Origin of the sequence: Aeromonas sp. 600527 (assembly GCF_049175415.1) — a bacterium.
Taxonomy (GTDB): Bacteria; Pseudomonadota; Gammaproteobacteria; order Enterobacterales; family Aeromonadaceae; genus Aeromonas; species Aeromonas veronii_A.
The window spans coordinates 31,176-51,526 of record NZ_JAAKVA010000013.1 but is presented as its reverse complement, the minus strand read 5'-3'; the positions used below and the strand labels follow the sequence as shown (position 1 = coordinate 51,526).

Sequence of the window (20,351 nt, the reverse complement as noted above, 5' to 3'; positions counted from 1 at the left end):
GCCGCAGCTTCTATTTTCAAGCAACCCAGGTTTCGACTATGAACCATACTCCGATGACTGTTCGCGGTGCTGAGAAGCTGCGCGAAGAGCTCGAATATCTCAAGACCGAGCTGCGTCCCCAGATTATCGAAGCGATTGCCGATGCCCGTGAGCACGGTGATCTGAAGGAAAACGCCGAATACCATGCTGCCCGCGAGCAGCAGGGGTTCTGTGAAGGCCGCATTCAGGAGATTGAAGCCAAGCTCTCCAATGCCCAGGTGATCGATGTCACCAAGATGACCAACAATGGCCGCATCATTTTTGGCGCGACCGTGACCCTGCTCAAGAGTGAGACAGAGGAAGAGGTTGTCTACCGCATCGTGGGTGATGATGAGGCCGACATCAAACAGAACCTTATCTCCGTCAATTCACCGATTGCCCGTGCCCTGATCGGCAAGGAAGTTGACGATGTGGCCATCGTCAAGACTCCGGCTGGTGACGTGGAGTACGAAGTGCTGGAAGTCGCTTATCTCTAAGCGCTGCAGTATTTGATGGGACAGGGGAGCGGGTGCTCCCCTGTTTCTCTTTACCCAGCCTGATAGGCCTCGGTAAAGGCATCCTGATGACGTTGAAACAACCAGTGGCGCAGGCGTTCTATGTCGCTTTCGCTCATCTGGAAGCTGATCGCCCAGGTGGCGCTGGCCGGGTTGGATTTGATTAACCTGACCAATCGTCCCTGCAGTGGCAGAGGTTCCTCCTCATCGAGACAGAGTTCGCCGTTGAGCTGTGTATCCGCCACCATGCCGAGAGGCATGTGCTCGACGATGAGCCCGTTGAGGGAGAGGCTGAGCACCTGATAGTGCCCCTGCTCGGTACGCAACCGCGCTTTCTGGCTGAGTCGCCAGGCGCGAGGGCGGGCAAACCCCAGCTCCCTGATCACCGGAGCAGATAGACGTGGCTCGATAAAGCCATCTTCTCTTTGGGTAAAGGTGAGGGGAAAGCGTAGCTGGTGTCCTGCGAAGCGGGCTTCGAGAACGAGATTGTCGGCTTTTTGCAGCAAGCCAAGCATGGGGCCGTCGAGGTGACCACTCAGGAGATGACTCTCCTGATTGCTCCCCAAGTCCCGCAGCATGGCCAGCTCATCGTCGGTTAGAATTTGATGGTGAGCCATAGCGCGTGTCCGGAAGTATTCATCGCAGGTTAAGGGGTTGGCGACTACTTTGGCAAGCGACTCGGGAAGAAGTGGAAGAAGGAAAGAGCTGCGCTCTTTCCTTTTATTTGCGGGGCAGCTGGATCTTGGGTTCGTTGGCCTGACGATAAATGGTCAGCACATGGCCCATGCTCTGTACTTTGACTGAACCGGTTTCACGGACGATGGCATCCATAACCAGTTGTTTCATCTCACGATCTTCAGACGCAACCTTAACCTTGATCAGCTCGTGATGGTTCAGTGCCAGATCGATCTCAGCCAGTACGCCTTCGGTCAGACCATGCTGACCCAGCAGGACGACAGGTTTGAGGCTGTGGGCAAGGCCCTTGAGGTACTGTTTCTGTTTGTTGTTGAGAATCATCGCAATTTCTTCATAAGTCAGGGTTGAAAGGGGCGTATTCTACCCCCACTTAGCCCTTAATACTAATAACCCTTGTGGTTTTTTAAAGTCGATTATCATGACCCAGAAAAAACATTCCCCCAGTTCAACCCGCTGGTTAAAAGAGCATTTTGACGATCAATACGTCAAAAAAGCCCAGAAGTTGGGACTGAGATCCCGTGCCGTGTTCAAGATCGACGAGATCCAGGGCAAGGACAAACTGCTCAAGCCGGGCATGACGGTGGTGGATCTGGGGGCGGCCCCCGGTGGCTGGTCCCAGTTCGCCATCGACCAGGTCGGTGACAAGGGGCGGGTGATCGCCTGCGATATTCTGCCTATGGATTCCATCGCCGGTGTCGATTTCCTTCAGGGCGACTTTCGGGAGGAAGCTGTACTGGGCGCGCTGCTGGAACGGGTCGGCCCGGACAAGGTAGATGTTGTCATGTCCGACATGGCGCCGAACATGAGCGGTACCCAGCAGGTGGATCAGGCCCGTTCCATGTATCTGGTCGAACTGGCGCTGGACATGTGCAATCAGGTATTGCGCGGTGACGGCAGTTTCGTGGTGAAAGTGTTTCAGGGAGAGGGGTTTGATGCCTATCTCAATGAAATTCGTCAACTTTTTACCACTGTCAAGATTCGTAAACCAGACTCGTCCCGCGCTCGTTCACGGGAAGTCTACATTGTGGCTACCGGTTTTAAACTGTAGTACCCTAACCTTCATCGTTAACTGTCAGTCTGCGAGGTTACTGATTTGAGTGACATGGCGAAAAATTTAATCCTGTGGCTGGTCATCGCCGTCGTGTTGATGTCGGTGTTCAATAGCTTCAGCCCCAGCGATACCTCAAGTCGCCAGCTGGACTATTCCAGCTTCGTTAAAGAGGTGACCCAAGAGCAGATCCGTGAAGTGCGGATGGACGGTAAGGTCATTAATGGCGTCAAGCGTACTGGTGAGCGTTTCACCACCATCATTCCGGCGCCGGATCCCCAGCTCCTCAACGATATGCTCAATCACAACGTCAAAGTGATGGGCGAGAAGCCGGAAGAGCCGTCTTTGCTGACCTCTATCTTCATCTCCTGGTTCCCGATGCTGCTGCTGATCGGTGTCTGGGTCTTCTTCATGCGTCAGATGCAGGGCGGCGGTGGCAAAGGTGCCATGTCGTTTGGCAAGAGCAAGGCTCGCCTGATGAGTGAAGATCAGATCAAGACTACCTTTGCCGATGTAGCTGGTTGCGATGAAGCCAAGGAAGAGGTGAAGGAGCTGGTCGACTATCTGCGCGACCCGAGCAAATTCCAGAAACTGGGTGGCAAGATCCCGACCGGCGTACTGCTGGTAGGCCCTCCCGGTACCGGTAAAACCCTGCTGGCCAAGGCCATTGCGGGTGAGGCCAAGGTGCCTTTCTTCACCATTTCGGGTTCCGATTTCGTGGAGATGTTCGTCGGTGTCGGTGCCTCCCGGGTACGTGACATGTTCGAGCAGGCCAAGAAATCTTCCCCCTGCATCATCTTCATCGATGAGATCGACGCCGTCGGTCGCCAGCGTGGCGCCGGTCTGGGCGGTGGTCACGATGAGCGTGAGCAGACTCTTAACCAGATGCTGGTCGAGATGGATGGCTTTGAAGGCAATGAAGGCATCATCGTCATTGCTGCCACCAACCGTCCTGACGTACTGGATCCTGCACTGCTGCGTCCGGGCCGTTTCGACCGTCAGGTTGTGGTTGGTCTGCCAGATGTTCGTGGTCGTGAACAGATCCTGAAAGTGCACATGCGCAAGGTTCCGCTGGCTGATGACGTCAACCCGGCGCTGATTGCCCGTGGTACCCCAGGTTTCTCCGGTGCTGATCTGGCCAACCTGGTCAACGAAGCAGCGCTCTTCTCTGCTCGCGAGAGCCGCCGTGTGGTCTCCATGGCCGAGTTCGAGAAGGCGAAGGACAAGATCATGATGGGCGCAGAACGCCGCTCCATGGTGATGAAAGAGTCCGAAAAGGAGATGACGGCCTATCACGAAGCGGGTCACGCCATTATCGGCCGCGTGGTGCCGGATCATGATCCCGTCTATAAGGTCTCCATCATCCCGCGTGGCCGTGCGCTGGGCGTGACCATGTACCTGCCTGAACAGGATCGCTGGAGCCACTCCAAACAGCATCTGGAGTCCATGATCTCCAGCCTGTATGGCGGTCGTCTGGCGGAAGAGCTGATCTACGGAGCCGAGAAGGTATCTACCGGTGCGTCCAACGACATCGAACGAGCTACCGACATCGCACGCAAGATGGTGACCCAGTGGGGTATGTCCGAGCGTCTCGGCCCGATGCTTTATGCGGAAGAAGATGGCGAGGTGTTCCTCGGTCGCAGCATGGCCAAGGCCAAGCACATGTCAGACGACACTGCTCGTATCATCGATGCCGAAGTGAAGCAGGTCATTGATCGCAACTACGACCGCGCCAAGCAGATCCTGCTGGATAACATGGATGTGCTGCACAGCATGAAAGATGCGCTGATGAAGTACGAAACCATCGATGCCAAGCAGATCGATGATCTGATGGCCCGTCGCGAGGTTCGTGCCCCGAGCAACTGGCACGACGAGCACGGAGATACGCCACAAGGCGGATCAACTGTTGCCGCCGAGCCCAAGCCGGCAGCTGCGGACGAGAGTGCTCCGGTTGCGGATGCCAATATCGACAAAGCCAACGACATCCCGGCTAAATAAATCCTGTTGTTGAAAACCCCGGGCTTGCCCGGGGTTTTTATTTTGCGAATGGAAGTGAAGATGCAGCTGATTAGCAAGGGGCTTAGCCTCTCTCTCGAACGTCCCCATGTGATGGGGATCCTCAATGTGACGCCCGACTCCTTCTCCGATGGTGGTAATTTCAACCAGCTTGAACGGGCAATGGCCCATGCGCGCCAGATGGTCTCTGACGGTGCGACCCTCATCGACATCGGTGGCGAGTCTACCCGCCCTGGCGCGCCCGATGTGAGCGAGCAGGAGGAGCTGGACAGGGTCATTCCTGTCGTGGAGCAGATGGCCCGTGAGCTGGATGTGATGATCTCCCTCGATACCTCCAAAGCTTCTGTGATGCGGGAGGGTTGCAAGGCGGGAGCCCATCTGATCAACGATGTGCGGGCACTGCAGGAGCCTGGAGCACTGCAGGCAGCGGCCGAGGCTGCTGTGCCTGTCTGCCTGATGCATATGCAGGGGCAGCCGAGAACCATGCAGGTCGAGCCCCATTATGACGATCTGATCGGAGAGGTGCGCGCCTTTTTTGAGCAGCGCATTGCCGCTTGTCTGGCAGCCGGGATCCAACGCGAAGATCTGTTGCTGGATCCGGGATATGGCTTTGGCAAGACCCTTGCACACAACTATCAGCTGTTGGCGGCCCAAAAGGAACTGCTTGATTATGGCTTGCCGCTATTGGTGGGGATGTCGCGAAAGTCTATGATAGGCAACCTGCTGGGCCGTCCGGTGGATGAGCGTCTGGCGGGCAGTCTGGCATGCGCCCTTATCGGCATGCAGCATGGGGCCCGCATCATCAGGGTACACGATGTACGGGAGACCATGGACGCATTGCGCGTCGGTTGGCTGGCAATGACGGGACAAGATTTTATTTCCAGATAATAAAGAGAACAGACAATGGCAAGAAAGTATTTCGGCACAGATGGTGTGCGCGGCAAAGTCGGCGAATACCCGATCACCCCTGACTTCGTGATGAAATTGGGTTGGGCTGCAGGCAAAGTGCTCTCCAAGAAGGGCACCAAAAAGGTGCTGATTGGCAAAGATACCCGTATCTCCGGTTACATGCTGGAATCCGCGCTGGAGGCGGGGCTCTCCGCGGCAGGCCTTAAGGCCATTCTGATGGGGCCCATGCCCACCCCGGCGGTTGCCTACCTGACTCGCACTTTCCGTGCCGAAGCTGGCATCGTCATCAGCGCCTCCCACAATCCATTCTATGACAACGGCATCAAGTTCTTCTCCGCCGACGGCACCAAGCTGCCTGATGATGTCGAGCTGGCTATCGAAGCCGAGTTGGATCACGAGCTCAAGTGTGTCGAGTCGGCCGAACTTGGTAAAGCGGTGCGCATTGATGATGCCGCCGGTCGCTATATCGAATTCTGCAAGAGCACCTTCCCCTCTCACATGAATCTGGATGGGGTGAAAATGGTGGTGGACTGCGGTCATGGCGCTACTTACCACATTGCGCCGTCGGTTTTCCGCGAGCTGGGTGCTGAAGTGATCACCATGGGCTGTGCCCCGGATGGCCTCAATATCAACGATGGTGTTGGTTCGACTGCGCCTGACGCTCTGGTTGCCAAGGTGCTGGAGTGCAAGGCTGATCTGGGGGTTGCCTTTGATGGTGACGGTGACCGTCTGATCATGGTTGACCATACCGGCTATCTCATCGACGGTGATGAAGTGCTCTATATCATCGCACGGGATGCCTTGCGCAACGGTCGTCTCAAGGGCGGTGTCGTCGGTACCCTGATGGCCAACATGGGTCTGGAACTGGCGTTGCAGACACTGGGTATCCCATTTGCCCGTGCCAAGGTAGGCGACCGCTACGTGCTGGAGATGATGGAAGAGAAGGGCTGGCGTATCGGTGGCGAGAACTCCGGTCACATCATCTGTCTTGATCAGACCACCACGGGTGATGGCATCGTGGCCGCTTTGCAGGTGCTCACTGCCATGCGTAGTGCCGAGATGCCGCTAGCCAAGCTGCGCTCCGGCATGAGCAAGTTCCCGCAGGTACTGGTCAATGTTCGTTTTGCCGAAGGCAAGGATCCGCTGGCCGCTGATGCTGTCATGGCTGAGGTTGCCAAGGTGGAACAGGAGCTGGCTGGTCGTGGTCGCGTACTGTTGCGTAAATCCGGTACCGAACCACTGATCCGGGTCATGGTCGAAGGCGAACATGAACAGCAGGTGCGTGACATGGCTCAACGCATCGCCAAACAGGTCGAGTCGGCGTTTTAATGAACAAATAGGGCGGCTTTTTAGCCGCTCTGGTTGTATCTTGTTCAAACGATTCGAAAATTTAAAAATAGCACTTGTCAGCTGAGCATCCTCTGGATATTATCAGCCCCGCTTTCGCAAGGGAGTTGCCGATGGGACATCGCAAACCGTTTGTAGCAGCCAACTGGAAGCTGCACGGTAGTAGGTCGCAGTTAGAGCAGTTTACGAGTCAGTGCCTGAGCGGTGTTGACGAAAAAGTAGATGTAGTTCTCTGTCCTTCCCATGTGCATCTCGATTTTAGCGCTTCGCTGCTCAATGAGCAGAAGGTGATAAAGTTGGGGGCTCAGAATGTGAGTCAGCACGCTACTGGCGCTTACACCGGGGAAATCTCGTGTCAGATGCTGGTTGAGGCAGGGTGTCGTTACGTATTGGTAGGACACTCCGAGCGCAGGCGTCTCTTTGGTGAGACCAGTTTTATCGTCGCAGAGAAGTTTGCGGCAGCTAGAGCGGCAGGCTTGATTCCCATCCTCTGTTTGGGTGAGTCAGGGGCGGCTAGGCAGGCGAGAAGAGCCTTCGAGGTGATAGCTGAAGAGCTGGATATCGTCATAGAGAAAAATGGCGCGATGGCTTTCGATAATGCTATCATCGCCTACGAGCCGATTTGGGCTGTAGGTACAGGTAAATGCGCCACACCCGAGCAGGCACAAGAGGTTCATTCCTTTATACGTGGTCGCTTGGCGGAGGATACTCCGGTAATAGGTGAGAAAGTTAGGATCATCTATGGTGGGAGCGTAACGCCGAGCAATGCGAGAGATTTGTTTGCCCAACCCGACGTAGACGGCGGATTGATTGGCAGAGCGAGTCTTGATAGCGATGCGTTTTTAGGAATTGTTGAAGCGGCAAAGGGTGCAAGTTAAATGTACGAGATTCTTTTGGTCGTTTATCTGCTGGTTTCACTGGCTCTGATTGGTCTGGTGATGATTCAGCAAGGTAAAGGGGCTGATATGGGCGCCTCCTTCGGCGCAGGGGCATCGAATACTGTATTCGGCTCCAGTGGTTCAGGCAGTTTCCTGACCAGAACAACAGCGATTTTGGCTACTCTGTTTTTCGTAATCAGCCTGGTGCTCGGCTCTATGTCCAGCAACAAGGTAAAACAGGGTAGTGAATGGGAAAATCTGCAACAAACCCAACAGGTTGAGCAGACCAAAGCGCCAGTGAAGAAAGATACTGACGTTCCCGAGTAAGAGTTTTGCCGTGGTGGTGGAATTGGTAGACACGCTATCTTGAGGGGGTAGTGCTCTAGGGTGTGCGGGTTCGAGTCCCGCCCACGGCACCAATTAAGTAGTGACCCGGGTGACCGGGTATATTATAGCCAGTCAGTCTTGTATCGAGAGAGTGAAGTGGCTATAATCTCGCACGATTTCGGACGCGGGGTGGAGCAGCATGGTAGCTCGTCGGGCTCATAACCCGAAGGTCGTCGGTTCAAATCCGGCCCCCGCAACCAAATTTCACGCATTTCCTACGCTCAGGAAGGCGGTCGCTGCGAGGCGACAATCAGGGTAAAGCGCCAAGCCCCGATTTGACATCGGGGCTTTTTGTTATGTGCAATTTACTCTGAATCGTTCTCTATCTGGGCTTTATGCCCTTTTTTTGTTTTTCGGAGGGTGACTTTGGCTACGTTGGAACAACGTTTGACCGATCTGCTCGAGGCTCCGGTCGTTGCCTTGGGTTTTGAACTTTGGGGTATTGAGTTTATCCGTGCGGGTAAACACTCCACCTTGCGCGTCTATATCGACGGTGAGCAGGGTGTGACCGTTGAAAACTGTGCTGAAGTCAGCCATCAGGTTGGCGCCATCATGGACGTTGAGGATCCCATCACCGAGGAGTACTACCTCGAGGTATCTTCCCCAGGTCTGGATCGTCCGTTGTTCAAGGTTGCCCAGTTCGAAAAATACGTTGGCCAAGAGGCGGCGGTAACGCTTCGGATGGCAACAAACAACCGCCGCAAGTTCAAAGGCGTAATCAAAGCTGTTCAGGGCGACATGATCACCCTGACGGTAGATGGTAAGGACGAAGTGTTGGCTTTCACCAATATCCAAAAAGCGAACATAGTGCCGAACTTTGGTTAACGAGGCTATCGGATATGAATAAAGAGATTTTGCTGGTCGTTGACGCTGTGTCCAACGAGAAAGCTGTACCCCGCGAGAAGATTTTCCAGGCTCTGGAGACTGCGCTGGCGACTGCGACCAAAAAGAAATATGAAGGCGAGATTGAAGTTCGGGTCGAGATCGATCGCAAGACCGGTGACTACGACACCTATCGTCGCTGGCTGGTAATCGCAGATCAAGCCGCGATGGAAAACCCCTATGCTGAAATTACCCTGGAAGCGGCGCAGATTGATCAGCCAGAAATCCAGATCGGCGAGTATGTTGAAGACCAGATCGACTCTGTGACCTTCGACCGTATCACTACCCAGACCGCCAAGCAGGTTATCGTGCAGAAAGTGCGCGAAGCGGAGCGTTCACAAGTAGTTGATCAGTTTAAAGATAAAGAAGGCACCATCATCAGTGGTGTCGTCAAGAAGAGCAACCGCGACAACGTCATCCTGGATCTGGGCAGCAATGCTGAAGCCGTGATCTTCCGTGATGACATGCTGCCGCGTGAAACCTTCCGCCCGGGTGACCGCGTTCGTGGCCTACTCTACGCAGTACGTCCAGAAGCCCGTGGTTCTCAGCTGTTTGTCAGCCGTTCCAGCCCGGACTTCCTGAAAGAGCTGTTCCGTATCGAAGTACCGGAGATCGGTGAAGAGATGATCGAAATCATGGGCGCTGCCCGTGATCCGGGTTCCCGCGCCAAGATCGCGGTGAAGACCAACGATCGTCGTATCGACCCGATTGGTGCCTGTATCGGTATGCGTGGTGCCCGTGTGCAAGCTGTCTCCGCCGAGCTGAGTGGTGAGCGCGCCGACATCGTGCTGTACGATGACAACCCGGCCCAGTATGTGATCAATGCCATGGCACCTGCCGATGTGGCCTCCATCATCGTTGATGAAGACAACCACACCATGGATATCGCCGTGGAAGCTGCCAACCTGGCCCAGGCTATCGGCCGCAATGGTCAGAACGTGCGTCTGGCCTCCCAGTTGACCGGTTGGGAGCTGAACGTGATGACCGTCGAGGACATGCGTGCTAAGCACCAGGCCGAGAACGACCGCATCATGAACCTGTTCACCAGCACCCTGGATATCGATGACGATTTTGCCGGTCTGCTGATGGAAGAGGGCTTCTCGACTCTGGAAGAGATCGCCTTCGTGCCGGTTAACGAGTTGCTGGCTATCGACGGTCTGGATGAAGACATGGTCGAAGAGCTGCGCAAGCGTGCCAAAGATGCCCTGACTACCCAGGCGCTGGCCAAAGAGGAGTCTTTCGATGGCGTCGAGCCGTCCGAAGAGCTGCTCAATCTGAACGGTCTGAGTCGTGAACTGGCATACGCTCTGGCGGGCCGCGGCGTGGGTACCCTGGAAGATTTGGCTGAGCAAGGTATCGATGACCTTGCTGGTATTGAAGGGCTGACTGCCGAGAAGGCGGGTGAGCTCATTATGGCTGCTCGCAATATCTGTTGGTTCGGAGAAGAGCAGTCTTAAGTAAGATCAAACGGAGGAAAATGAATGGCAGAAGTATCAGTCAAACAACTTGCCACTGACATCGACACACCGGTTGATCGTCTTCTCCAGCAGTTTGTCGATGCCGGTATCAGCAAGAGCAAGGCCGACGACATGGTCAGCGAGTCTGAAAAGCAGACTCTGCTGGCACACCTGAAGAAACAGCATGGAGGTGACGAGGTCGCCGCTCCTGCCCGTATGACTTTGCAGCGCAAGACCAAGAGCACCATCAGTGTTCAGGGAACCGGCGGCAAGAACAAAGAAGTGCAGGTGGAAGTTCGCAAATCTCGCACCTATGTAAGACGCTCGGCGCTGGAAGAAGAACAGCGTCAGGCGGAAGCCGAGGAAAAAGCGCGTTTGGAAGCAGAAGAAAAAGCTCGTCGCGAAGCCGAAGAGAAGGCTCGCCTCGAAGCTGAAGAGAAGGCTCGCCGTGAGGCTGAGCAGGCTCGTCGTGAAGCTGAGGAAAAGGCGCGGATCGAGGCACAACAAAAGGCTCGACAGGCTCAACAGCCCGCCAAAGCAGCCAGTAGCACAGCTCAGCAAGAGGCAGAAAAGATGGCCAAGCGCGAAGCAGAAGAACTGAAGCGCCAACAGGAACAGACAGCTTTGAAAAAAGCTGAAGAACTCGCCGCGAAGAAAGCCGAAGAGGCTCGCATCATGGCGGAACAGAACGCAGCCCGCTGGGCTGAAGAAGAAGCTGCTCGTGCCAAAGAGAGCAGCGATTATCACCTGACAACCAACAAGCATGCGCAAGCTGCAGAAGACGAGCTGGATCGCAAAGAAGAGACCAGCCGTCGTACTGCCGCTGCCGCTGTCAAGGCACCGAAAAAGGCGGGTCGTCGCGATGATGATCGCAATGATCGCAACTCCCGTGATCCGCGTGCCCGTAAAGGCAAACGTGGCAAGGTCGCTACCCCGAACGCCATGAAGCATGGCTTCAACAAGCCGGCTGCCGTGGTGAACCGCGACGTTGTCATCGGTGAGACCATCACCGTGGCCGAGCTAGCCAACAAGATGGCCGTCAAGGGCGTTGAAGTCATCAAGGCGATGATGAAGATGGGGGCCATGGCCACCATCAACCAAGTGATCGACCAGGAGACCGCTCAGCTGGTCGCCGAGGAGATGGGTCACAAGGTTGTGCTGCGTCGTGAGAATGAGCTGGAAGAGGCGGTACTGTCCGATCGTGACGAGACCTCCGAAGCCAAGCCGCGCGCACCTGTCGTTACCATCATGGGTCACGTTGACCACGGTAAGACCTCGCTGCTCGACTACATTCGTAAAGCCAAGGTTGCTGCTGGCGAAGCCGGTGGTATTACCCAGCATATCGGTGCTTACCACGTCCAGACCGACAGTGGCATGATCACCTTCCTGGATACCCCGGGTCACGCGGCGTTTACCTCCATGCGTGCTCGTGGTGCCAAGGCGACCGACATCGTGGTCCTGGTTGTTGCAGCTGACGACGGCGTGATGCCGCAAACCATCGAAGCAATCCAGCACGCCAAGGCGGCCGGTGTGCCGCTGGTTGTTGCGGTCAACAAGATCGACAAGCCTGAAGCGGATCCGGATCGCGTCAAGACCGAGCTGGCCCGTTACAACGTCATGTCCGAAGATTGGGGTGGAGACTGCCAGTTCGTGCACGTATCTGCCAAGTCCGGTCAGGGTATCGACGATCTGCTGGAAGCCATCCTGATCCAGGCTGAAGTACTGGAGCTGAAAGCGGTGGTTGACGGTATGGCCAACGGCGTCGTGATCGAATCCTTCCTAGATAAAGGTCGTGGTCCGGTTGCTACCGTACTGGTACAAGAAGGTACTCTGCGTCAGGGCGACATCGTTCTGTGTGGTCTCGAGTACGGCCGTGTTCGCGCCATGCGTGACGAACTGGGTCGCGAGATCAAGGAAGCGGGTCCGTCCCTGCCGGTGGAAATCCTGGGTCTCTCCGGCGTTCCCTCTGCCGGTGACGAAGCCACTGTTGTCCGTGACGAGAAGAAAGCCCGTGAAGTGGCGCTCTATCGTCAGGGCAAGTTCCGCGAAGTCAAGCTGGCTCGCCAGCAGAAGGCCAAGCTGGAAAACATGTTCGCCAACATGACCGAGGGCGAAGTGTCCGAAGTAAACGTGGTGATCAAGGCCGACGTACAAGGTTCTGTGGAGGCGATCTGCGATGCGCTGGTCAAACTCTCCACCGACGAAGTGAAGGTGAAGATCGTGGGTTCCGGCGTAGGTGGCATCACCGAAACCGACGCGACCCTGGCTGCTGCTTCCAGCGCCATTCTGGTTGGTTTCAACGTTCGTGCCGACGCGTCTGCGCGCAAGGTCATCGAATCCGAGAGCCTGGATCTGCGTTACTACTCCGTCATCTATGACCTGATCGACGAAGTGAAGCAGGCCATGAGCGGCAAGCTGGCCCCTGAGTATCGTCAGGAGATCATCGGTCTGGCTGAAGTGCGTAGCGTCTTCAAGTCGCCGAAGTTCGGCGCCGTTGCTGGCTGTATGGTTACCGAAGGTGTGGTCAAGCGTTCCAACCGTATTCGCGTTCTGCGTGACAACGTGGTTATCTATGAAGGCGAGTTGGAATCCCTGCGCCGCTTCAAGGATGACGTCAACGAAGTTCGCAACGGTTACGAGTGTGGTATCGCGGTCAAGAACTACAACGACGTGCGCGAAGGCGACCAGATCGAAGTTTACGAGACTGTTGAAATCCAACGGACTCTGTAAGCCGAGAGTTAGACAAAATAGGGGGCCGCGGCCCCCTTTTATCGCAGGATAGAATATGGCCAGAGAATTCAGCCGGACCCGTCGGGTCGGACAGCAGATCCAGCGTGAAATCGCGCTGATCCTGCAGCGCGAGGTGAAAGACCCGCGCATCGGCATGGTGACTGTTTCCGATGTGGAAGTGTCCCGTGACCTCAACTATGCCAAGATTTACGTCACCTTCTTGCAGCTGGAAAATGATGCCGAGCGCATCAAGGAAGGCTTGCAGGGTCTGACCGAAGCAGCCGGATATATCCGTAGTCTGCTGGGCAGTGCCATGCGTCTGCGCGTGGTGCCCGAGCTGCGTTTCTACTACGACCAGACCCTGGTCGAGGGGATGCGTCTCTCCAACCTGGTGACCAACACTGTGCGCGAAGACAAGCGTCGCATGGCCGAATCCGGCCGTGACGAAGAAGCTGAATCCGCACCGGATGACACAACTGAGGATAAAGCCTGAGATGTCTCGAAGACGTCGTTTCAAGGGCCGTGATGTGCACGGCATTCTGCTGCTGGACAAGCCGACCGGCCTGACCTCCAACGATGTGTTGCAGAAGGTCAAGCGCATCTACAACGCCGCCAAGGCCGGTCACACCGGCGCACTGGATCCGCTGGCGACCGGCATGCTGCCGATCTGCCTCGGCGAGGCCACCAAGTTCTCCCAGTATTTGCTGGAAGCGGACAAGCGCTATGAGGTGACCGCCAAACTGGGCGAGCGCACCAACACCAGCGACTCTGATGGTGAGGTGGTCTCCACCCGTCCAGTGAACGTGGCTGTCGGTACCCTGATTGAGGCGCTGGACCAGTTCCGCGGCCCCATCATGCAGGTGCCCTCCATGTACTCTGCGCTCAAGCACAACGGCCGTCCGCTCTACGAATATGCCCGCGAAGGCATCGAGATTGAGCGTGAAGCCCGTCCCATCACCGTATTCGAGCTCAAACTGCTGAGCTTCGAAGGTGATGAAGTGCGCCTTGAAGTGCACTGCAGCAAAGGCACCTACATCCGCTCTCTGGTGGATGATCTGGGTGAAGTGCTGGGTTGTGGCGCCCACGTGACCCAGTTGCGTCGTACCCAGGTGGCCAGCTATCCGTACGAGCGGATGCTGACGCTGGAGCAACTCGAGTGCATCTTCGAGCAGGCCAAGGCCGAGAGCATCCCGCCGCGCGAGCAGCTGGATCCGCTGTTGCTGCCGATGGACACCGCCGTAGCAAGCTTGCCCGAGGTGAACATGCTGGCGGTTGTGGCTGCCTATGTGAATCAGGGCCAGGCCGTGCAGGTGGCGGGTGCGCCGCAAAGCGGTCAGGTTCGCATGACGGTCGGCCCGGAGCGCGAGTTCATCGGGGTTGGCGAGATTGATGATGATGGCCGCGTCGCTCCCAAGCGACTGGTGCGTTATCACGACGAGGAGTGATCCTCAGGCGGTATCAGAACGTCTTTCCCGTTTCGCCTCTTTATCGTTGCGAAAAGGGGCGGGGACGATTATGATACCGCCCTCATTTCACGGCTGAATTAGAGATTGGCTGTGAACCTTTAAACACTCTACTGGAGTATTACCATGTCTCTAAATGCTGAGATCAAAGCTCAAATCGTTGCTGACAACGCTCGTTGCGCCAACGACACCGGTTCCCCCGAAGTGCAAGTTGCCCTGCTGACTGCCCAGATCAACCATCTGCAAGGTCACTTCAAAGAGCACTCCAAGGACCACCACGGTCGTCGCGGTCTGCTGCGCATGGTTTCCCAGCGTCGTAAGCTGCTGGACTACCTGAAGCGTAAAGATTCCGAGCGTTATGCTGCTCTGATCGCCAAGCTGGGTCTGCGTCGTTAATCGACCATCAGATTTCGCGAAAAAGGGGAACCGTCAGGTTCCCCTTTTTTATTGCTCTTCAAGCCGTTGCCTGCCTCACAGAATTCGCGTCGCCGCTTACCTTTTGCATCGAATCAAGTATACTTGTGCGCGAATTTAAAGAGCCAAATTGTAAAAAGGAAATTCACGTGAATCCTATTGTAAAGTCATTCCAGTACGGTCAACACACCGTCACACTGGAAACCGGTGTGATGGCCCGTCAAGCCACTGCGGCCGTTATGGTCAGCATGGACGATACCTGCGTATTTGTGACCGTAGTCGGCAAGAAAGAGGCCGATCATGGCCGTGATTTCTTCCCGCTGACCGTCAACTACCAGGAGCGTACCTATGCTGCTGGTCGTATCCCGGGTGGTTTCTTCCGTCGTGAAGGCCGTCCGAGCGAAGGCGAGACTCTTATCTCCCGTCTGATCGACCGTCCTATTCGTCCGCTGTTCCCGGAAGGCTTCCTCAATGAGGTTCAGGTCGTTGCGACCGTCATGTCCGTGAATCCGGCCGTATCCCCCGACATCGTTGCCATGATCGGTGCCTCTGCTGCACTGGCCATCTCCGGTATCCCGTTTGGCGGCCCGATCGGTGCTGCTCGCGTGGGTTACATGAACGGTCAGTATGTGCTGAACCCGACCACTACCGAACTGCCGCAGAGCGATCTGGATCTGGTGGTTGCCGGTACTGCCAATGCCGTGCTGATGGTTGAGTCCGAAGCGGCCATCCTCTCCGAAGAAGTGATGCTGGGCGCCGTGGTATACGGTCACGAGCAGATGCAGACCGTGATCAATGCGATCAACGAGTTTGCCGCTGCCGTCGGCACCAAGCCGTGGGACTGGACTCCGCCTGCCGTCAACGAAGCGCTGAAAGCCAAGGTTGCCGAGCTGGCGAGCGCCGAGCTGGGTGAAGCCTACCGCATCACCGAGAAGGCTGTTCGTTACGAAACCATTGCTGCCATCAAGGGCCGTGTGGTTGAGCAAGTTATCGCGTCAGGCGTGGAAGAAGATGCCAAGAAGATTGGCGAAGAGTTCCACAGCCTGGAAAGCCGCATCGTTCGTGGTCGTGTCGTACGTGGTGAGCCGCGTATCGACGGTCGCGATCCGGAAATGATCCGTGCCCTGTCTGTCGCTACCGGCGTATTGCCCCGTGCTCACGGTTCTGCCCTGTTCACTCGTGGTGAAACCCAGGCTATGGTCGTTGCGACCCTGGGTACCGAGCGTGACGCCCAGAACATCGACGAGCTGACCGGCAACCGTGCCGATCGTTTCATGCTGCACTACAACTTCCCGCCATACTGTGTCGGTGAGACCGGCATGATGGGTAGCCCGAAGCGTCGTGAAATCGGTCACGGCCGTCTGGCCAAGCGCGGCGTTGCTGCCGTGATGCCGAGCGCCGCCGAGTTCCCGTACGTGGTGCGCGTGGTCTCTGAAATCACCGAATCCAACGGCTCCTCCTCCATGGCGTCTGTCTGTGGTTCTTCTCTGGCGCTGATGGATGCCGGTGTGCCGATCAAGGCCTCCGTTGCCGGTATCGCCATGGGTCTGGTGAAGGAAGAAGAAGGTTTCGTCGTGCTGTCCGACATTCTGGGTGACGAAGATCACCTGGGCGACATGGACTTCAAAGTAGCCGGTACCACCGAAGGTGTGACCGCGCTGCAGATGGACATCAAGATCGAAGGCATCACCAAAGAGATCATGGAGATTGCGCTGAAGCAAGCTCGTGGCGCTCGTCTGCACATCCTGAAAGTGATGGATGAAGCAATCCAGGCTCCCCGTGCCCAGATCTCCGATTTCGCACCGCGTATCCACACCATCAAGATCAATCCTGAGAAGATCAAGGACGTGATCGGTAAGGGTGGTTCCGTGATCCGTGCGCTGACCGAAGAGACCGGCACCAACATCGAGCTGGATGATGACGGCACTGTACGTATCTCCGCCGTGGCCAACGAAGCCGCCATGGAAGCGATCCGTCGCATCGAGGCCATCACTGCCGAGATCGAAGTGAACCGTATCTATGAAGGTAAAGTTGTTCGTCTGGCCGATTTCGGTGCATTCGTCAACATTCTGCCGGGCAAAGATGGTCTGGTACACATCTCCCAGATCACCGACGCTCGCGTGCAGAACGTGGCTGACCATCTGACCATCGGTGACGTGGTCAAGGTGAAGGTACTGGAAGTGGACCGTCAGGGCCGCGTACGTCTCTCCATCAAGGAAGCGAACGCTCCGACTGATGCAGCCCCGGCTGCTGATGCTCCGGTTGCTGCCGAAGCGCCTGCCGCAGAGTAATCTGTCCTCCTGAACCGGATTCTCCGGTTGCAGTAAAAAGTCCGGCGCCCTTTGGGGCGCCGGACTTTTTTATGCGCTCAGACTCATCACGCCGAAGTTGGCTCTCTGCTCAGGATGTGGTGGGCATTGCCGGAGCCTCAAGAGGTCAGGTTAGAAAAGTGTCGCGAAGGGGGAGGGAGAGCGGTGTGGGAGAAAGGAGCCTGAGGATTCAGGCTCCTGATAAGGATCAGGCCTCGTTGGCGTGGGCCTTCTGACACCCTTCGACGGCGTGAGCAATCAGTTCCAGTGCGCTCTGGTCGCACGGTGGCAGCTCGGCCTCGCACTTGTTGATAGGGGTAACACGATCGCCCCACTTGATGATGGCTGCGCCCCAGGTCAGGCCGGCACCGAATGCGGCAGTCAGCAGATAGGAATTCGGCTTGACGCGCCCCTGCTCCAGCGCTTCGCACAGGGCGATAGGTACGGTGGCTGCGGAGGTGTTGCCGTAGTTTTCGATGTTGACCATCACCTTCTCCATCGGCGCATTCATCCGTTTGGCGAGGGTCTCGATGATGCGGATATTGGCCTGGTGCGGCACGATCAGGTCGACCTGCTCCGGCGCAATACCGGCCTGCGCCAGCACAGTGCTGGTGGCCTCACCCATGCCGCGCACAGCACGTTTGAAGATCTCCGGCCCTTCGAAGTTGAAGGTGAACAGGCCATCGATATCGGCAAAACGCACCCGGTCGGTACCGAAGTTCGGTACATGCAGGATCTCCCGCGCTTCGCTGTCGCAACCCAGCTTGTTGGCGATCAGGCCACACTCCTGCTCGCTTGCCTCTATCACCACGGCACCGGCACCATCGCCAAACAGTACGGCGGTATCGCGGCGTGCCCAGTCCAGCAGGTAGGTGAGGCGCTCGGCGCCAATCACCAGCACCTTCTTCATCATGCCAGTCTGCACCAGCGAGGTAGCGACGGAGAGGGAGTAGACGAAACCGGTGCAGGCCGCGTTGAGGTCAAACACGGCGGCGTTGACGGCGCCCAGCTTCTTTTGCACCGCAGAGGCGGCGCTTGGCAGCAGGTTGTCCGGGGTGGCGGTGGCCAGGATGATGCCATCGAGATCGCTGGCTTCCAGACCGGCGCAGGCCAGTGCGCGGCGACCGGCCAGGGTGGCGAGATCCGAGGTGCTGACATGGGAGATCCGGCGGGCCTTGATGCCGGTGCGCGGATAGATCCACTCGTCTGATGTATCCATGATGGTGCTGAGGTCGTCGTTGGTCAGCACGGAGGGAGGCAGGCATTTGCCCCAGCCGGTGATATTGGCGTATTTCATCTTGTTACCGCTTCTCAAGTGGATCGCCCGCGGGCGGAAAATCGTGCAATTATGCCGTACGAGACAACCACTGTCATCTTGTGGTCATGGTTATGTGCAGGGGGCTCAGCTGTGCCATCTGGTCGCAAAGGGCTGCAACGTGCGGAATATGGCTGGAAATTTTGCTTAAAACGCGTGACTCATCTGCCCTAAGATAGGCGTTTCACCACCGATGAGGGTATCTCCTTGCTCAGAGCCAATCTCAACTTGTTGCCGACCCTCAAGGTGCTGCTGGAGACCCGCAATATCAGCCGCGCCGCCGAGCTGTTGCACCTGAGTCAGCCCTCCATCAGCAAGCAGCTTGCCCAGTTGCGCAGCGAGTTTGATGACGAGTTGCTGGTGCGGGAGGGGCAACGCTGGCTGCTGACGCCACGGGCCGAACTGTTGGCCGCCCAGCTGGCGGATTCTCTCGGTGCGCTGGAGCGGCTCTACGAGGCGCCCGGATTTGACCCGAGCCGCTGCGAGCGGGTATTTCGGCTCGCCTCCTCCGATTATGTGGCCCAGCATATCCTGCCCGATATCTGTGCCGCGCTCGCCAAAGAGGCGCCGTTGGCGGCGCTGGAGTACAGCCTGTGGGACAAGCGTCAGCTGCCGCAGTTGTGGCAGTCCGAGCTGGATCTGGTCTCCACCATCACCGAGCAGGTACCGGATCAGATCCGTGGTCTGCATCAGGGGGAAGATCGGCTGGCGGTGCTGATGGGATGTCACCACCCGCTGGCAGGCAAGACACTTAATCTCGATGACTATCTCGCCTGGCCTCACCTGCAGGTGAGTGGCGGTGGCGACAAGGACAGCCCGGTGGAGCAGGTGTTGGCGCCGCAGGGACTGAGTCGGCGCTGGTTTGCCAGAGTTCCCTTCTTTCAGGCGGCAGTGGAGGTGTTGCTGCGCACCGATTGCCTGATGACCACCCCGGCCCATATCGCCTGGCAGCTCTCCTGTGGCCATGAGCTCACCTTTGTCGATCTGCCCTTTGCTACCCGCGACCAGCAGTATCATCTGCTGTGGCATCAGCGCCACCATCAGGATCCAGCCCACCGCTGGTTTCGCGAGCTGGCCTACCCCTTCCTGCGGGATCATCTGCAACGCACCGTTGGCGAGAGTCGCAAGCTGCTCGATCTCGGCGGTTAGCCCCGGTCAGTTGTGTGGCGTTATAGCCATGGGTTATGGAATCTATTCATAACTTTCACTACTGGCATAATGGCTCAGCCCGTACCCTGAGTACAGGTCATCATATCGAGCACAAAAGAGGAAAAGCATGGAACTGACGAGTTGGCTGGCACTGGCCGCAATCTGCGTGATGGGGGCCATCAGCCCGGGGCCGAGTCTGGCGCTGATCATCCGCAACACGGTGCAGGGCGGGCAGGGGCATGGCGTCGCTACTGCGCTTGGCCACGGCCTCGGGGTTGGTATCTATGCGCTGGTCACGGCGCTCGGCCTTTCCATTTTGATCACCCAGACACCGATCCTGTTTGATTTGATCCGCTACGGCGGCGCCGCGTTTCTTGCCTGGCTCGGGGTGAAAGCCCTGCTGGCAAAACCAGCCAGTGACGAAGGGAATGAAGAGGTACATCAGTTGCGCGGTCGGCAAGGGGCCTTTGAAGGTTTTATGGTTGCCTTCCTTAACCCCCAGCTGGCGGTTTTCTTCATCGCCCTGTTCAGCCAGTTTGTGCGGGCCGATACCGGCTGGAGCGAAGGGGGCATCATGATGCTCACCGCGGGCGGGATCGATGCCGTCTGGTACGTGCTGGTGGCGCTGGTGCTCTCCCGCGGGCCGGTGCTGGCGTGGCTTAAAGCCAAATCCTTTGTGATCGATAAGGTGAGCGGCCTGGTGCTGCTCGGGCTGGCACTCAAGGTGGTTATCTAATCCTGCATTTTGCGGATACCTTAAGCGGGATCAAGGCACGCGGGTGGCGAATGGGCTAGAGTAGCGCCCATTTGCTGTCCGC

General features: G+C 57.0%; 19 protein-coding genes and 2 tRNA genes. 18 read left to right on the top strand and 3 right to left on the bottom strand.

Features of this window, described 5'->3' with window-relative positions; all coding sequences use genetic code 11:
- The first annotated feature begins 38 nt into the window (after positions 1 to 38).
- Positions 39 to 515 (top strand): transcription elongation factor GreA, encoded by a 477-nt coding sequence (greA, locus tag G5154_RS15480; protein WP_041207974.1) that lies wholly within the window; start codon positions 39 to 41, stop codon positions 513 to 515.
- A 50-nt stretch (positions 516 to 565) separates the two neighbouring features.
- Here the strand turns inward: greA and G5154_RS15475 are convergent, their stop codons facing one another.
- Both G5154_RS15475 and yhbY read right to left on the bottom strand, forming a co-directional pair.
- A complete protein-coding gene (locus G5154_RS15475; protein ID WP_041207975.1) occupies positions 566 to 1,150 on the bottom strand; it encodes a hypothetical protein in 585 nt (194 codons plus the stop codon).
- A gap of 103 nt (positions 1,151 to 1,253) precedes the next feature.
- A complete protein-coding gene (gene yhbY, locus G5154_RS15470) occupies positions 1,254 to 1,550 on the bottom strand; it encodes a ribosome assembly RNA-binding protein YhbY (protein ID WP_033114153.1) in 297 nt (98 codons plus the stop codon).
- A gap of 97 nt (positions 1,551 to 1,647) precedes the next feature.
- Between yhbY and rlmE the strand changes: the two genes are divergently transcribed.
- The 15 genes from rlmE (at position 1,648) to pnp (ending at position 17,051) form a co-directional block, all read left to right on the top strand.
- Complete coding sequence (gene rlmE, locus G5154_RS15465) at positions 1,648 to 2,277, top strand: 23S rRNA (uridine(2552)-2'-O)-methyltransferase RlmE (RefSeq protein WP_033114154.1); 630 nt, start codon at positions 1,648 to 1,650, stop codon at positions 2,275 to 2,277.
- A 45-nt stretch (positions 2,278 to 2,322) separates the two neighbouring features.
- Positions 2,323 to 4,275, top strand: coding sequence for an ATP-dependent zinc metalloprotease FtsH (ftsH, locus tag G5154_RS15460; RefSeq protein ID WP_041207977.1), 1,953 nt, complete (start codon positions 2,323 to 2,325; stop codon positions 4,273 to 4,275).
- Positions 4,276 to 4,335: 60 nt separating this feature from the next.
- Positions 4,336 to 5,181: a dihydropteroate synthase gene (gene folP / locus G5154_RS15455; RefSeq protein ID WP_421251341.1), complete on the top strand. Its 846-nt coding sequence runs from the start codon at positions 4,336 to 4,338 to the stop codon at positions 5,179 to 5,181.
- 15 nt (positions 5,182 to 5,196) lie between these two features.
- Positions 5,197 to 6,531, top strand: coding sequence for a phosphoglucosamine mutase (gene glmM, locus G5154_RS15450; protein WP_005338823.1), 1,335 nt, complete (start codon positions 5,197 to 5,199; stop codon positions 6,529 to 6,531).
- Between the two features lie 131 nt (positions 6,532 to 6,662).
- Positions 6,663 to 7,427, top strand: coding sequence for a triose-phosphate isomerase (tpiA, locus tag G5154_RS15445; protein WP_421251340.1), 765 nt, complete (start codon positions 6,663 to 6,665; stop codon positions 7,425 to 7,427).
- Positions 7,428 to 7,754, top strand: a complete 327-nt coding sequence (gene secG, locus G5154_RS15440; protein ID WP_005343541.1) for a preprotein translocase subunit SecG — start codon at positions 7,428 to 7,430, stop codon at positions 7,752 to 7,754.
- Positions 7,755 to 7,761: 7 nt separating this feature from the next.
- Positions 7,762 to 7,846, top strand: a tRNA-Leu gene (locus G5154_RS15435).
- 91 nt (positions 7,847 to 7,937) lie between these two features.
- Positions 7,938 to 8,014, top strand: a tRNA-Met gene (locus tag G5154_RS15430).
- A 166-nt stretch (positions 8,015 to 8,180) separates the two neighbouring features.
- Positions 8,181 to 8,639, top strand: coding sequence for a ribosome maturation factor RimP (gene rimP / locus G5154_RS15425; protein ID WP_005343544.1), 459 nt, complete (start codon positions 8,181 to 8,183; stop codon positions 8,637 to 8,639).
- A 14-nt stretch (positions 8,640 to 8,653) separates the two neighbouring features.
- Positions 8,654 to 10,153 carry a transcription termination factor NusA gene (nusA, locus tag G5154_RS15420; RefSeq protein WP_005343546.1) on the top strand — a complete coding sequence of 500 codons (1,500 nt, stop codon included), beginning with the start codon at positions 8,654 to 8,656 and terminating at the stop codon, positions 10,151 to 10,153.
- Between the two features lie 24 nt (positions 10,154 to 10,177).
- Positions 10,178 to 12,883, top strand: coding sequence for a translation initiation factor IF-2 (gene infB / locus G5154_RS15415; RefSeq protein ID WP_005343549.1), 2,706 nt, complete (start codon positions 10,178 to 10,180; stop codon positions 12,881 to 12,883).
- Positions 12,884 to 12,938: 55 nt separating this feature from the next.
- Entirely contained in the window at positions 12,939 to 13,376 is a 438-nt protein-coding gene (gene rbfA / locus G5154_RS15410; RefSeq protein ID WP_005338799.1) for a 30S ribosome-binding factor RbfA, read from the top strand.
- A gap of 1 nt (position 13,377) precedes the next feature.
- Positions 13,378 to 14,328: a tRNA pseudouridine(55) synthase TruB gene (truB, locus tag G5154_RS15405; protein ID WP_005343551.1), complete on the top strand. Its 951-nt coding sequence runs from the start codon at positions 13,378 to 13,380 to the stop codon at positions 14,326 to 14,328.
- A gap of 144 nt (positions 14,329 to 14,472) precedes the next feature.
- Positions 14,473 to 14,742: a 30S ribosomal protein S15 gene (rpsO, locus tag G5154_RS15400; protein WP_005338797.1), complete on the top strand. Its 270-nt coding sequence runs from the start codon at positions 14,473 to 14,475 to the stop codon at positions 14,740 to 14,742.
- 167 nt (positions 14,743 to 14,909) lie between these two features.
- Entirely contained in the window at positions 14,910 to 17,051 is a 2,142-nt protein-coding gene (pnp, locus tag G5154_RS15395) for a polyribonucleotide nucleotidyltransferase (protein ID WP_337073533.1), read from the top strand.
- 226 nt (positions 17,052 to 17,277) lie between these two features.
- Here the strand turns inward: pnp and G5154_RS15390 are convergent, their stop codons facing one another.
- On the bottom strand, positions 17,278 to 18,366 hold the full coding sequence (locus G5154_RS15390) for a ketoacyl-ACP synthase III (RefSeq protein ID WP_184234440.1): 1,089 nt from the start codon (positions 18,364 to 18,366) through the stop codon (positions 17,278 to 17,280).
- 225 nt (positions 18,367 to 18,591) lie between these two features.
- On the opposite strand from G5154_RS15390, the gene G5154_RS15385 reads away from it, so the two are divergent.
- Positions 18,592 to 19,533: a LysR family transcriptional regulator gene (locus tag G5154_RS15385; RefSeq protein ID WP_337073532.1), complete on the top strand. Its 942-nt coding sequence runs from the start codon at positions 18,592 to 18,594 to the stop codon at positions 19,531 to 19,533.
- A gap of 127 nt (positions 19,534 to 19,660) precedes the next feature.
- Positions 19,661 to 20,269: a LysE family translocator gene (locus G5154_RS15380; RefSeq protein WP_058057313.1), complete on the top strand. Its 609-nt coding sequence runs from the start codon at positions 19,661 to 19,663 to the stop codon at positions 20,267 to 20,269.
- The last annotated feature ends 82 nt before the right edge of the window (positions 20,270 to 20,351 follow it).

What these genes read in the sequence shown, in the direction of transcription:
- greA (WP_041207974.1), top strand. Translation starts at nt 39, where the DNA reads ATGAACCATACTCCGATGACTGTTCGCGGTGCTGAGAAGCTGCGCGAA.
- G5154_RS15475 (WP_041207975.1), bottom strand. Translation starts at nt 1,150, where the DNA reads ATGGCTCACCATCAAATTCTAACCGACGATGAGCTGGCCATGCTGCGG.
- yhbY (WP_033114153.1), bottom strand. Translation starts at nt 1,550, where the DNA reads ATGATTCTCAACAACAAACAGAAACAGTACCTCAAGGGCCTTGCCCAC.
- rlmE (WP_033114154.1), top strand. Translation starts at nt 1,648, where the DNA reads ATGACCCAGAAAAAACATTCCCCCAGTTCAACCCGCTGGTTAAAAGAG.
- folP (WP_421251341.1), top strand. Translation starts at nt 4,336, where the DNA reads ATGCAGCTGATTAGCAAGGGGCTTAGCCTCTCTCTCGAACGTCCCCAT.
- glmM (WP_005338823.1), top strand. Translation starts at nt 5,197, where the DNA reads ATGGCAAGAAAGTATTTCGGCACAGATGGTGTGCGCGGCAAAGTCGGC.
- tpiA (WP_421251340.1), top strand. Translation starts at nt 6,663, where the DNA reads ATGGGACATCGCAAACCGTTTGTAGCAGCCAACTGGAAGCTGCACGGT.
- secG (WP_005343541.1), top strand. Translation starts at nt 7,428, where the DNA reads ATGTACGAGATTCTTTTGGTCGTTTATCTGCTGGTTTCACTGGCTCTG.
- nusA (WP_005343546.1), top strand. Translation starts at nt 8,654, where the DNA reads ATGAATAAAGAGATTTTGCTGGTCGTTGACGCTGTGTCCAACGAGAAA.
- infB (WP_005343549.1), top strand. Translation starts at nt 10,178, where the DNA reads ATGGCAGAAGTATCAGTCAAACAACTTGCCACTGACATCGACACACCG.
- rbfA (WP_005338799.1), top strand. Translation starts at nt 12,939, where the DNA reads ATGGCCAGAGAATTCAGCCGGACCCGTCGGGTCGGACAGCAGATCCAG.
- truB (WP_005343551.1), top strand. Translation starts at nt 13,378, where the DNA reads ATGTCTCGAAGACGTCGTTTCAAGGGCCGTGATGTGCACGGCATTCTG.
- rpsO (WP_005338797.1), top strand. Translation starts at nt 14,473, where the DNA reads ATGTCTCTAAATGCTGAGATCAAAGCTCAAATCGTTGCTGACAACGCT.
- G5154_RS15390 (WP_184234440.1), bottom strand. Translation starts at nt 18,366, where the DNA reads ATGAAATACGCCAATATCACCGGCTGGGGCAAATGCCTGCCTCCCTCC.
- G5154_RS15380 (WP_058057313.1), top strand. Translation starts at nt 19,661, where the DNA reads ATGGAACTGACGAGTTGGCTGGCACTGGCCGCAATCTGCGTGATGGGG.